This is a genomic window from Streptomyces sp. PA03-3a (assembly GCF_033792735.1).
GTDB lineage: Bacteria > Actinomycetota > Actinomycetes > Streptomycetales > Streptomycetaceae > Actinacidiphila.
In genome coordinates, this window is the sequence record NZ_JARAVM010000002.1 from 329,436 (window position 1) to 341,862 (window position 12,427).

A 12,427-nucleotide genomic window follows, 5' to 3' on the forward strand; every position below is an offset into this window, starting at 1 on the left:
ACATGCCCGACACGCCGGGAAACTCAGCAAGGTTGTGGCAGGCTGCACCCGGGCAGGTCACACTCGTCCATCGGGAGCAGCGACGCACGTGACGTCGGCAGGCACCACCCGGGAGGTAACCGTGCCCGAACTGCGTGTCGTGGCTGTCAGCAACGACGGCACACGACTGGTTCTCAAGGCTGCCGACAGCACCGAGTACACGCTTCCGATCGACGAGCGCCTTCGCGCCGCCATCCGCAACGACCGCGCGCGGCTGGGCCAGATCGAGATCGAGGTCGAGAGCCATCTGCGCCCGCGCGACATCCAGGCGCGGATACGAGCCGGTGCCACGGCGGAGGAGGTCGCCCAGCTCGCCGGGATCCCGGTGGAGCGCGTCCGGCGTTTCGAGGGCCCCGTGCTGGCCGAGCGCGCCTTCATGGCCGAGAGGGCCCGCAAGACCGCGGTGCGGCGCCAGGGCGAGAGCACCGGTCCGCAGCTCGGTGAGGCGGTCGCCGAGCGCCTGCTGCTGCGCGGCGCCGAGAAGGACAGCGTCCTGTGGGACTCCTGGCGCCGCGACGACGGCACCTGGGAGGTCCTGCTCGTCTACCGCGTGGCCGGCGAGCCGCATTCGGCGAGCTGGACGTACGACCCGCCGCGCCGCCTGGTCCAGGCCGTGGACGACGAGGCGCGCGCGCTCATCGGGGAGACGACCCAGGAGGCGGCGCAGGAGCCGAGCTACCCCTTCGTGCCCCGGATCGCCCGGCTCCCGCGCGACCGCGCGCTGGAGCGGCCCGACCGCGCCGAGCGGGCGGAACGCACGGCCGAGGAGCGGGCGGAGGAGGAGCGCGACTCCCTGACCAGCCTCCTGGAGGCGGTCCCCAGCTTCCGCGGCGACATGGTGGTGCCGGCCCAGGCGGGGCCGCCCTCCACCACGTCCGACACGCCTGCCGCGGCGGCGGTCACCGAGGACGGCCCCGAAGTGCCCGTGGCCGAGGAGGAGGCACCGCCCGCCCCCGCCGCGAGCGCCGGCGCGGGATCCGCGTACGCCGACGTCCTGATGCCGCGTTCGGTCGGCGCCCACCGCGACCGGCTGGTCGGGTCCACCGACCGCCAGGCCGAGGCCGACGGGGTCCGCCCGGGGCGGCGGGCGACGGTGCCGAGCTGGGACGAGATCGTCTTCGGGAGCCGGCGCAAGAAGCAGGACTGACCGGGGCACGGCCCCTCGGGGGTGCCCCGGTGTCCTCCTCCGCGTGGGCCGGGCTCCGGGAGCCGGCGCCGCGTCAGCCCGGCTGCGGCCCGGTCGCCACGTCGCGGCCCGCCGCGGACCACTCACTCCAGGAGCCGACGTAGAGCGCCGCGGGGATGCCGGCGACCGCCAGCGCCAGCACCTCGTGGGCGCCTGAGACGCCGGAGCCGCAGTAGACGCCGACTTCGCTCCCGGGCGTGGCCCCCGCCTTGGCGAAGCGCTCCGCCAGTTCGTCGGCGGCGAGGAGGACCCCGGTCCCCGGGACGACGTTCTCCGTGGTCGGGGCGTTGACCGCGCCGGGGATGTGACCGGCGACCGGGTCGATGGGCTCGGTGTCGCCCCGGTAGCGCTCCGCGGCCCGGGCGTCCAGGAGGACACCGCGGCGGGCCAGCGCCGCCGCCTCGTCGGCGGTGAGCACGCCGAGCGCGCCCGGAGCGGCGGTGAACTCGCCCTCCTCGTCGGCGGGGACGTCCGTGACGAGGGGCAGCCCCGCCGCCGTCCACGCGGCCAGCCCACCGTCCAGGACGCGCACCCGCTCGTGCCCGGCCCACCGCAGCAGCCACCACGCGCGCGCCGCGCCCCAGCCGAGGCCGCCGTCGTAGACCACGACCTCGCGGTCCGGACCGACGCCCGCGCGGCGCATGGCGGCCGTGAACACCGCGAGATCCGGGAGGGGATGACGCCCCTGCGCACCGGGCGGCCCGGCGAGTTCGGTGTCCAGGTCGACGTAGTGTGCGCCGGGCAGGTGGCCGGCCTCGTACGCGGGACGGCCGGGCGGACCGCCCAGTTGCCACCGCACGTCCAGAAGTGCGGCGCCTGCGGGGACGCCCTTCGGCAATGCGGCCAATTCGGTTACGGTAATGACAGGATGCATAAGCCCATTGTGGTCACCGGCACGGAAAACCTGCGGCGCGGCCCCCGGTCCACGGCACACCAGGTGGTGCGAGCATCGCTGTGGCACTTCCCCTGCAAGCCCGAGCGCTGCTCCCCAGGAGAGAATCGATGACCGAGGTAGGGAACCGCCACCGGCACGGCAGCCCGTGCTGGGTCAGCCTGCTGGCCCACAGCGTCGAGGCCACGCAGGAGTTCTACAGCCGGCTGTTCGGCTGGGAGTTCCGCCCCGGTCCGCATTCGCTGGGCCCGTACGTACGCGCCACGCTGGGCGGGAAGAGCGTGGCGGGCATCGGCGAGCTGCCCGGGGACCGGCGCCTGCCGATCGCCTGGACGACCTACTTCGCCGCCGACGACGCCGACAAGACCGCCGAGCTGATCCGGATCTGCGGCGGCACGGTGGGCGTCGGCCCGCTGGACGCGGACGACGCGGGACGGCTGGCCGTCGCCTCGGACCCGATGGGCGCGGTGTTCGGGGTGTGGCAGGCACGGCACCACCGCGGGACCGAGGTCCGCGGCGAACCGGGCACGCCGGTGTGGAACGAGCTGATCACCCGCGACACCTCGCTGGTCGGCACCTTCTACTCGGTGGTCTTCGGGCTGGAGGCCGACGCGGTCGTCTCCACCGACATCGACTACGTCACGCTCAACCTCGCCGGCCGCCCGGTCGGCGGCGTCCACGGCGTCGGCCGGGCCCTGCCGCGCGACCGCGGGGCGCACTGGATGACGTACTTCGAGGTCTCCGACACCGACGCCGCCGCCCGCCAGGTGCTGGAGCTGGGCGGCAGCGTCATCCGCACACCGCGCGAGTCCGAGTACGGCCGGCTGGCGACCGTGGCGGACCCCGAGGGCGCCGTCTTCACCGTGATCCACTCCCGGCCGCAGCCGGTCGGCGGCACGCAGTAGCGCCGGCTAGTCGACCGGCAGGACGTCCGGCGAGATCGCCGCCGCACGGGCCGCGGCCGCGGTCATCCGCCGGATGTGGTGGCGGCGGCAGAGCACCTCGTAGCCGATCGCCGTGCCGGGGCGGTTGACGTCGCCGACGACGACCTGCTCGCCCTCGACGACCATCTTCCCGTCCACCGTACGGGCGTTGTGGGTGGCCCGGGCACCGCACCAGCACAGGGCCTCGACCTGGAGCACCTCTATCCGGTCGGCCATCTCCACCAGACGCCGGGAGCCGGGGAAGAGCCTGGTGCGGAAGTCGGTGGTGATCCCGAAGGCGAAGACGTCCAGCCGCAGGTCGTCGACGATGCGCGCGAGCTGGTCGATCTGGTCGGGCGTGAAGAACTGCGCCTCGTCGACGATGACGTAGTCGGCGCGGGCGCCGCCCGACAGGTGTGTGACGAGGTAGCCGTAGAAGTCGAAGTCGTCGGCGGCCTCGACGGCCTTGGTCTCCAAGCCGAGCCGGGACGACAGGACGCCCTCGCCGGCCCGGTCGTTGCGGGTGAAGATCAGGCCCTCCAGGCCGCGTGCCGAGCGGTTGTGCTCGATCTGCAGGGCGAGGGTGCTCTTCCCGCAGTCCATCGTTCCGGAGAAGAACACGAGCTCAGGCATGAGGAGGCGGCGGCCTTTCGGGGGGCGGGGCGGAGGGCGGTGCGGTGGGCGCGGTGCGTCAGGTGCGTACGTCGAGCAGCGGCACCAGCTGCTCCACGGGGGTCATCGAGCCGTGCAGGCCGACCATGGTGGACTCCCCCGGCTCGGTGCGCGTGGCGACGATCGCGATGTCGTCCCGGGCGACGGCGACGACGTCGCCGATGCGGCCGCGCACCCGGTCCTCCACGACCGGGCCGAACCAGCCCGCGGCGATCGCCTCTTCGCGGGAGGCCACCCACATCTGCTCACCGAGCACCTCGCTCCACACCGCGTGGACGTCGGCTGCGGCGCCCGGCACGGCGTAGACGTGGCGGGCCCGGGCCTCGCCGCCGAGGACGGCGACGCCGGCGCGCAGCTCCCAGTCCTCGTCGAAGTCGATCCGGGACTCCGGGTCGAAGGGGATGTCGATCATGCCGTGGTCGGCGGTGACGTAGAGCGCGCTGCGCGGCGGCAGCTGTTCGGCCAGCCGCTGGGCGAGCCGGTCGGCCATCATCAGCTGGCCGCGCCAGGCGTCGGAGTCGACGCCGTGCCGGTGGCCCATGGAGTCCAGCTCGCTGTAGTACGTGTAGACCAGCGCGCGGTCGGACGCGGCGAGCCGCTCGGCGGTGAGGTCCATGCGCTCCTCGCCGGTGAGCCGTCCGAGGAAGGTGCCGCCGCTGAGGGCGATCTTGGTCAGCGGGGTGTGCTGGAAGGTGGGCGAGGTGACCTGGCAGGTCTCGATCCCGGCCTCCTGGGCGAGCCGGAAGACGGTGGGATACGGCTGCCACTCGGTCGGGGAGGTCCACGGCTGCCAGCGCAGCTGGTTCATCAGCTCGCCGGTGTCCGGGTTCAGCACGGTGTAGCCGGCCAGGCCGTGCGCGCCGGGCGGCAGCCCGGTGCCCACCGAGGCGAGCGAGGTCGCGGTGGTGGAGGGGAAGCCCGCGGTGATCGGACGGCCGCTGCCGGTGGCCGAGCCGGCCATCAGGGAGGTGAGGAACGGCGCCTCGTCGGGGTGCCGGCGGATCAGCTCCCAGCCCATGCCGTCGACGAGGAACACGCACACCCGGTCGGCCGGCGCGAGGTCGAGCGCGGTCCGTGCGACGCCGGGGATGCCGAGCCCCGCGGCGACCGCGGGCAGCAGGTCGCTCAGCGCGCCGGTGCCGTAGCGGGGGGCGGGCGCGGCGTACGGGTCGAGCGGTTCGTAGGACGGGGCGGGATGGACCATCAGGAGGCCGCGCCCGCGGTCGCCTCGGAGAGCGCCTGCGCGAAGGCGAGGGCCTGGCGGACGGTCTCGGGGCCGTCGCCGGCCTCGCTGACCCGCAGGCTGAGGTCGTCGGCGCTGGAGGAGCCGGTGTAGCCGTGGTCGGCGTCGCAGTTGGGGTCGCCGCACGCGGCGGGCTCCAGGTCGATGCGGCTGACCGCGCCCCAGCCGATGGTCAGCACGACCTCGCGGGGCAGGGTGCCCGGGGTGTACGACTCGGGGTTGGCGACGACCCGGCTCATCACGACCGAAGAGATCCGCTCGAGCTTGACGGACTCGGTCGAGGTGGTGGCGTAGGGGCTCGGGGAGGTGTCGTCGGCGCTCTGCTCGTCGGTGTGGCTGACGATGAAGCGGGTGCTGGTCAGGACCAGGACGGTGACGTGCCGGCGGACCTCGTTGGCGTCGAAGGTGGTCTCCTGGTGGACCAGGTACGACGCGACCGGCTCCCCACCGACGGAGGCCTCCACGGCCTCGGCCACGAGGGCGGGGTAGTAGCCGCTGCGCTCGATCGCCGCGCGCAGCCCCTGGGTCGTCGTACCGGTCTTCGCCATGGCGACCATCCTAGTGCGGAGCATGTGTTCAGAAGGACGACAGTGCCCGAGGCCCGAGGTCCGTGCGGGCCGGGGGGCGCGCGAGGCGTACGGAGGCGCCGAGCACGGTGAGGCCGGCGGGGGCCACCACCACCGGTTCGAGGTCGACGCAGACCACCTCGGGCAGGGCGTCGACCAGCAGCGACACCCGCAGCAGCAGCTCCTCCAGGGCGCCGGTGTCCACCGGCTCCGCGCCGCGCCAGCCGAACAGCAGCGGGGCCGCCTTGATGGAGCGCACCAGCTGGGCGACGTCCCGGTCGGTGGCCGGGACCAGCCGGTGAGCCATGTCGTCGAGCAGTTCGGAGGGGGCGCCGGCGATGCCGAAGGAGAGCACGGCGCCCGCGGCCGGGTCGACGGTGGCGCGTACGACCGTGTCGACCCCGCGCGGCGCCATGGCCTGCACGACCAGGTGCAGCTCCTCGGGCTTGCCCAGTCTGGCGGTCAGCTCAGCGAAGGCGCGGCTGAGGTCGTCGGGGTCGGCGATGTCCAGGCGTACGCCGCCGAGGTCGGCGCGGTGGCGCAGGTGCGGTGCGGTGGTCTTGAGGGCGACCGGGTAGCCGAGCCGCCGGGCGGCCTCCAGGGCCGCGTCGATCCCGGGGGCGGGCAGCGCGGGCCGCACCGTGATGCCGTAGCGGGCCAGCAGGTGGGCGGCCGCCGGGTCGTCGAGGGTGACGCCGTGGGTGACGACGGCGGGCTCGCCCGCCTCGTCGAGCAGCCGGGTGACGTCCTGGCAGGCACCCGCCTCGTCGACATCCTCGAATTCCGGCACCTTGCCCGGCACCTGGGCGTCCCTTCGCCACCGGGCGTAGGCGGCGGCGCGGGCCAGTGCCTTCACGGCGCGGTCGGCGGCGCCGTAGGCGGGGATGCGGACGGCCGCGAGGCGGGTGGCCATGGCCTCCAGGGCGGTGTGGACGACCACGACGGGCTTGCCGGATCCGCCCTCGTCCGCGGCGGCGTGGAGCGCCTCGGCCAGCGCGGGGTCGTCGCTGCTCGCGGGGGCCTCGGCGAGTTCCGTGCCGACGCGCGGGATGGCCGTGACGACGACGGCGTCGTGGGCCGGGTCGGCGAGGGCCGCGCTGAGGGCCGCCCCGAAGTCCGCCGGGCCGGCGGCGGTGGTGAGGTCGAGCGGGAGGCCGGGTTCCAGCCCCGCGGTCAGGCAGGCGTCGTAGGTGATCAGCCCGAGGGACTCTGAGTTGCCGAGGATCGCGACGCGCGGTCCCGCGGGCAGCGGGCGGCACGACAGCAGCAGTCCGGTGTCGAGGAGCTCGGTGACGGTGTCGGTGCGGATGACGCCGGCCTGCTGCAGCAGGGCGGAGACGGTGCTGTCGGGGATGCGGGCGGGGGGTACGGCGTGTCCGGGCGGGGCGGCCGCCGAGTGCCGGGCGCCCTTGACCGCGACGACCGGTTTGACGGCGGCGGTGCGCCGGGCCAGGCGGTAGAACTTCCGCGGGTTGCCGAGGGTTTCGAGATAGAGCAGGGCGACGTCGGTGGCCGGGTCGTCGTACCAGAACTGCAGGATGTCGTTGCCCGAGACGTCCGCCCGGTTGCCCGCGGAGACGAAGGACGACAGCCCGGCGCCGCGCCGCCGCAGTCCCGACAGCAGGGCGATGCCGATGGCTCCGGACTGGGTGAACAGCCCGAGCCGTCCGGCGTCCGGGGTCTCGGGCGACAGGGAGGCGTTGAGCCGGACGTCGTCCGCGGAGTTGAGGATGCCGAACGCGTTGGGGCCGATGACGCGCATGCCGTACGTGAGGGCCTGCCGGACCAGGGCGCGCTGCCTGCGGCGGCCCTCGGCGCCGGACTCGGCGTAGCCTGAGGAGATCACCAGCAGGCCGAGGACGCCGTGCCGGCCGCATGCGTCGACGGCCTCGGCGACGTCGTCGGCAGGCACGGCGATCACGGCGAGGTCGACGCTGTCGGGGATCTCGGCGACGGAGCGGTGGGCGGGGACGCCTTCGGGTTCGAGGGTGTGCAGGTCGGCGGGGAAGGAGCGGTTCACGGCGTGGACGCGGCCGGTGTAGCCGCCCGCGACGATGTTCCGGAGCACCCCGCGGCCGACGCCGCCCGGCCGGCGGCCGGCGCCGATGACGGCCACCGAGGCGGGCGCGAGCAGCCGCTGCACGGAGCGGGCCTCGGCGCGCTGTTCGCGGGCGCGCATGACGGCGAGGGACCGCTCGGTGGGCTCCAGGTCGAACTCGAGCCGGACGACGCCGTCGGTGAAGCTGCGCTGCTGGGTGTAGCCGGCGTCGGTGAAGACCTTGATCATCTTGCGGTTGGCGGGCAGCACCTCGGCGATGAAGCGGCGGATGCCCCGCTCCTGTGCCACGGCGGCGATGTGTTCCATCAGGGCGGAGGCCACGCCGCGGCCCTGGTGCGCGTCCTGGACGAGGAAGGCGACCTCGGCCTCGCCGTCGTCGGTGCGGTCGTAGCGCACGGTCGCGATGAACTCGCCGCCGACCAGGGCCGCCAGGCCGACGCGGTCGCGGTAGTCGTGGTGGGTGAAGCGGTGCACGTCCCGGTCGGAGAGCCGGGGGTAGGGCGCGAAGAAGCGGTAGTACTTGGACTCGTCGGAGACCTTCTCGTAGAAGCTCACCAGCCGTCCCGCGTCGTCCGGCGCGATCGGCCGGACGTGCGCGATGCCCCCGTCGCGCAGGACCACGTCCGCCTCCCAGTGGACCGGGTAGTCGCGCTCTGCGTCGGACGGCGTCGTCATGGCCCAAGCGTACGGGCACCCGGCCGCCGTGGAACCGGTGCGACGATGTGGGGACGGACCGGTGTCCGAGGCATGGCAGACTGGTCTAGACCTCTTTAGGAACGACCCGAAGGGCAACACCATGGCTGAGCGCCGCGTCACCATCGGCTGGGCCGAGGGCCTGCACGCACGTCCCGCTTCGATCTTCGTCCGCGCCGCCACCGCCTTGGGCGTCCCCGTCACCATCGCCAAGGCGGACGGTGCCCCCGTCAACGCCGCCTCGATGCTCGCCGTGCTGAGCCTGGGCGTGGCCGGCGGTGAGGAGGTCGTGCTCGCTTCGGACGCCGACGGTGCGGACGCCGCTCTGGACAGCCTGGCCAAGCTCGTCTCCGAGGGGCTGGACGAGCTCCCCGAGACCGTCTGACGCCGCGCGCGGCCGCCGTACGGCAAAAGGGGCGGGCCCCGGAACGAAATCCGGCCGGATTTCGCGGGGGACCGCCCCTTTCCCCATTTCCGCACGATTTTCGGGCAGCGCGCAGCGCGATGCGGCACGGAAATATCTCCGCGCACGATTACCCACTTTGTATACGGCCCTTTTGTTGCGCCCGGCCGCCCGAATTATGTACGGCGTGTTTCCGTTTCCTCACCGCGCCGCGGCGCGGCGCCCCGTGCTCTCCGGACGGCGCAGCCGGTGCACCGCCGTCGCCCGCTCCACATGGGCCGCCATCAACTGCCGGGCCCGCTCCGCGTCTCCGCGCGCCACGGCGTCGACGACCGCGCCGTGCTCCTCCCAGGACTCCACCGCGCGCCCCGGGGTGTCCACCGCGTACACCCAGGCGATCTTGTGCCGCAGCTGGGTCAGCTGCGCCACCAGGGTCGGGCTGCCCGAGGCCTGGGCCAGCGTCTCGTGGAACCAGCCGTCCAGCGCGGGCAGGTCCGACAACTGGCGCCGCAGGGAACGCTCCTGGCCCAGCCGGACAAGCCCGCGCAGCACCTTCACGTGCGCCTCGGTGCGCCGCTGCGCCGCCCGCGCGGCGCCCAGCGGCTCCAGCAGGGCCCGGATGTCCAGCAGGTCGGCGGCCTCCTGCTCGGTGGGCTCGGCGACGGACGCCCCGGCGTGCCGGCGGGTCTGCACGAACCCCTCGGACTCCAGGGTGCGCAGCGCCTCGCGCACCGGAACCCTCGACACCCCGTAGCGCTTGGCGAGTTGCTCCTCGGTCAGCCGGCTCCCCGGCGCGAAGAACCCGCTGACGATGTCGTCGCGGATCGCCGCGCACACCGCCCGGGCCGAAATCCGCCGGCCGACGCCGCCGGCCCCGTTCACGTCCGACCCCATATCGCAGATTCCTTTCGGTGCGCGCCGACGTCCGCCCTTTCATCCCCGCGTAACGGAGAGTCGGCGTTTCTGGCGCGACTCTATTCCAGTACGGCGCCGATTCCGACGGCCGCCCTGAATTCATGGAGCGTTTTTGGACACACCGACGGCCGGTATGCGCGGCATGCCGAAGGCCCCGGCGGGGGAACCGGGGCCTTCGTGTGGGGGGAGGGAAATGGCTCGGATGCGGCTCAGATGCGGACGCCCTTGGAGCGCAGGTACCCCAGCGGGTCCACGTCGCTGCCGTAGGACGGGGCCGTACGGGCCTCGAAGTGCAGGTGCGGGCCGGTCACGTTGCCGGTGGCGCCCGACAGGCCGATCTGCCGGCCCGCGGAGACGGTCTGACCGACGGACACGCCCAGCGACGACAGGTGGCCGTACTGGGTGTACATGCCGTCCGCGTGGCGGATCACGATGTTGTTGCCGTACGAGCCGCCCCAGCCCGCCTCGACGACGGTGCCGGCGCCCGCGGCGTGCACCGGGGTGCCCACGGAGGCCACGAAGTCCACACCAGTGTGGTAGCCGGAGGACCACAGGCTGCTGGTCGCGTGGTACGGCGTGCCGATGGAGCCGGCGACGGGCAGCACCCAGCCGCCGATCGCGCCGCGGCCGGCCGCGGCGCTGCGCGACGCGTGCGCGGTACCGCTCTCCCGGGCCGCCTTGGCCTTGGCGGCCTTGGCCGCGGCCACCTCGGCGGCGCGCTCACGGGCGGCGCGCTCGGCCCGGGCGACGCGGGCGGCGTGGTGCTTGCGGGCGATGACGGCGGCCCGGTGCTGCGCGGACGCCTGGTCGGCGAGGTGGGTGGCCAGGTCCACGGCGACGGCGGCGCAGCGGGCGAAGGCGGAACCCTCGGTCCGGGCGTCGGCGGCCGCGGCGGGCACGACGAACGCGCCGGTGGTGACGGTGGTCAGCGCGGCGGCCCCGGCCAGGGTGGAGCGTATCGAGAACGACGCCATGGGCAGGCGGAAATCCTTTCCTTCCTTCTCGCCTACCGGGTTAGCTGACGGGTTCGGAGCAGGAAGGTCTCCTACGGGCGGCGGCACGCCGCCCGATTCACCCCAGGGACATCTCAGGTGGGTCCCCGGCTCCCCAGGCTCACGCCCGACGGGGACTCGGCGATCGTTGCTCCGGTGCCGCGGGTGGCGGCTGATTCCGCCGGGCAACCCGAGGACGCTAACCGCGCGTTGCTCCCGGCTCCAAAAAAATCCGGCGATATGTGCGGGATGCCACACCCGCCGCCAACCGGTCCCAACCGTGTGCAAGAGCGCGACACCGCAGCTCACCGGCGGTGCGTGCCCCCGCGGAAGGGCCCCGGCGCGGCCCGCGGACGGCTTCCGTACGGCCTGCGGAGCCCCCTGGCACGGCCCCGCCCCGGCGGCCGAACGGGCGCGGACGCACCGCGGCCCCGGGCGCCGCGAGGGCGCCCGGGGCCGCGGTGGGCGGTACCGGTCAGCCGCTGACGACCTCGACCGGGCCGATGCCCAGCTCGCGGATCGGGTCCGCGATGACGGAGGCGTCGCCGACGAGGACGACCACGAGCCGGTCCAGGGGGAAGGCGTTGACGGCGGCGGCCGTCGCCTCGACCGTGCCGGTGACGGCCAGCCGCTCGTAGAGCCGGGCCTGGAAGTCATCCGGCAGGGACTGCTCGACCTGGTCGGCGAAGGTCCCTGCCACCGCCGAGGCCGTCTCGTAGCGCAGCGGGGCGACGCCCACGAGGTTCTGCACGGCGGCGTCGCGCTCGTCGTCGGTGAGCCCCTCCGCCGCCAGGGTGCGCAGCACCTGCCAGGTGTCGGCCAGCGCGGGCGCGGTGACGTCGGTCGCCACGGAACCGCTGATGCCGAGCAGGGAGACGCCGGTGCCCTCCGGAGTGGAGAGCAGCACCTGCCCGAAGGCCCGCACGCCGTAGGTGTAGCCCTTCTCCTCACGCAAAACGCGGTCCAGGCGCGAGGTCAGCGTGCCGCCGAGGCAGTACGTGCCGAGCACCTGGGCGGCCCAGACGGGGTCGTGGCGGTCGGCGCCGGCACGGCCGATGAGCACCTGGGTCTGGACGGACCCGGGCCGGTCGACGATCACGACGCGTCCGGTGTCGTCCGCGGTGATCGCGGGCAGCGGGCGGCGCTCGGCGGGCTTGCCGCTCCACTCCCCCAGCGTGCTCTCCAGCAGCGCCTCCAGGTCGATCCCCGCGAGGTCCCCGACCACGACGACCGTCGAGGTGAACGGCCGTACGTACGTGTCGTAGAAGGCGCGGACCGCTGCCGCGTCGATGCGCGCCACCGTCTCCTCGGTGCCCTGGCGCGGCCGGGAGCAGCGCAGGTCGGCGGCGAAGAGCTCCTTGGACAGCACCATGGCGGCACGTCGCGCGGGGTTGGCCAGCTCGTGCGGGATCTCGTCGAGGCGGTTGCGCACCAGCCGCTCGACCTCGCCGTCCGGGAACGCCGGGGCGCGCAGCGCGTCGGCGAGCAGACCGAGGCCCTTGTCGAGCCGGGAGACGGGGACCTCCAGGGAGACCCGGACCCCGGGGTGGTCGGCGTGGGCGTCGAGGGTGGCCCCGCAGCGCTCCAGCTCGGCGGCGAACTCCTCGGCGCTGTGCTTGTCGGTGCCCTCGGACAGGGCCCGCGCCATGATCGTGGCGACGCCGTCCAGGCCCTCGGGCTCGGCGTCGAGCGGCGCCGCGAGCAGCACCTCGACGGCGACGACCTTCTGCCCGGGCCGCCGGCTGCTCAGCACCGTCAGTCCGTTGGGCAGCGTGGAGCGCTCGGGGGCCGGGAAGGCCCAGGGCCTGGGCTGACCCGGCCGGGGCTGCGGGTGGAACGTCATG

11 protein-coding genes and 1 riboswitch are annotated in these 12,427 nt (G+C 74.2%); of the genes, 3 read left to right on the forward strand and 8 right to left on the reverse strand.

What is annotated here, in order from left to right; genetic code table 11:
* The first annotated feature begins 88 nt into the window (after positions 1–88).
* Positions 89–1,186 (forward strand): septation protein SepH, encoded by a 1,098-nt coding sequence (gene sepH, locus PV342_RS03645; RefSeq protein WP_386987331.1) that lies wholly within the window; start codon positions 89–91, stop codon positions 1,184–1,186.
* 73 nt (positions 1,187–1,259) lie between these two features.
* Here the strand turns inward: sepH and PV342_RS03650 are convergent, their stop codons facing one another.
* Positions 1,260–2,099: a sulfurtransferase gene (locus tag PV342_RS03650; protein ID WP_026251507.1), complete on the reverse strand. Its 840-nt coding sequence runs from the start codon at positions 2,097–2,099 to the stop codon at positions 1,260–1,262.
* Positions 2,100–2,227: 128 nt separating this feature from the next.
* On the opposite strand from PV342_RS03650, the gene PV342_RS03655 reads away from it, so the two are divergent.
* Positions 2,228–3,022 carry a VOC family protein gene (locus tag PV342_RS03655; protein ID WP_500315784.1) on the forward strand — a complete coding sequence of 265 codons (795 nt, stop codon included), beginning with the start codon at positions 2,228–2,230 and terminating at the stop codon, positions 3,020–3,022.
* Between the two features lie 6 nt (positions 3,023–3,028).
* Here the strand turns inward: PV342_RS03655 and PV342_RS03660 are convergent, their stop codons facing one another.
* The 4 genes from PV342_RS03660 to PV342_RS03675 are packed head-to-tail and all read right to left on the reverse strand — an operon-like array spanning position 3,029 to position 8,255.
* The gene (locus PV342_RS03660) at positions 3,029–3,673 is read right to left on the reverse strand and encodes a thymidine kinase (RefSeq protein ID WP_018561859.1); all 645 of its coding nucleotides are present in this window, start codon (positions 3,671–3,673) and stop codon (positions 3,029–3,031) included.
* Between the two features lie 58 nt (positions 3,674–3,731).
* Positions 3,732–4,916 carry an alkaline phosphatase family protein gene (locus tag PV342_RS03665; protein ID WP_400795572.1) on the reverse strand — a complete coding sequence of 395 codons (1,185 nt, stop codon included), beginning with the start codon at positions 4,914–4,916 and terminating at the stop codon, positions 3,732–3,734.
* Positions 4,916–5,503, reverse strand: coding sequence for a DUF5998 family protein (locus PV342_RS03670; RefSeq protein WP_018561861.1), 588 nt, complete (start codon positions 5,501–5,503; stop codon positions 4,916–4,918). Before PV342_RS03670 ends, PV342_RS03665 begins: the two co-directional genes overlap by 1 nt.
* A gap of 28 nt (positions 5,504–5,531) precedes the next feature.
* A complete protein-coding gene (locus PV342_RS03675) occupies positions 5,532–8,255 on the reverse strand; it encodes a bifunctional acetate--CoA ligase family protein/GNAT family N-acetyltransferase (RefSeq protein WP_400795568.1) in 2,724 nt (907 codons plus the stop codon).
* Between the two features lie 121 nt (positions 8,256–8,376).
* Between PV342_RS03675 and PV342_RS03680 the strand changes: the two genes are divergently transcribed.
* Complete coding sequence (locus PV342_RS03680) at positions 8,377–8,658, forward strand: HPr family phosphocarrier protein (RefSeq protein WP_018561863.1); 282 nt, start codon at positions 8,377–8,379, stop codon at positions 8,656–8,658.
* 219 nt (positions 8,659–8,877) lie between these two features.
* On the opposite strand, the gene PV342_RS03685 is transcribed toward PV342_RS03680, so the two are convergent.
* The 3 genes from PV342_RS03685 to PV342_RS03695 all read right to left on the reverse strand — a co-directional run bounded on the left by PV342_RS03685 (position 8,878) and on the right by PV342_RS03695 (position 12,426).
* Complete coding sequence (locus tag PV342_RS03685) at positions 8,878–9,570, reverse strand: GntR family transcriptional regulator (protein ID WP_386987341.1); 693 nt, start codon at positions 9,568–9,570, stop codon at positions 8,878–8,880.
* A 230-nt stretch (positions 9,571–9,800) separates the two neighbouring features.
* Positions 9,801–10,565, reverse strand: a complete 765-nt coding sequence (locus tag PV342_RS03690) for a M23 family metallopeptidase (protein ID WP_400795564.1) — start codon at positions 10,563–10,565, stop codon at positions 9,801–9,803.
* Positions 10,566–10,580: 15 nt separating this feature from the next.
* Positions 10,581–10,737: riboswitch (cyclic di-AMP (ydaO/yuaA leader) on the reverse strand.
* A 321-nt stretch (positions 10,738–11,058) separates the two neighbouring features.
* Positions 11,059–12,426 (reverse strand): M16 family metallopeptidase, encoded by a 1,368-nt coding sequence (locus PV342_RS03695; protein ID WP_400796488.1) that lies wholly within the window; start codon positions 12,424–12,426, stop codon positions 11,059–11,061.
* Position 12,427: the final 1 nt, after the last annotated feature.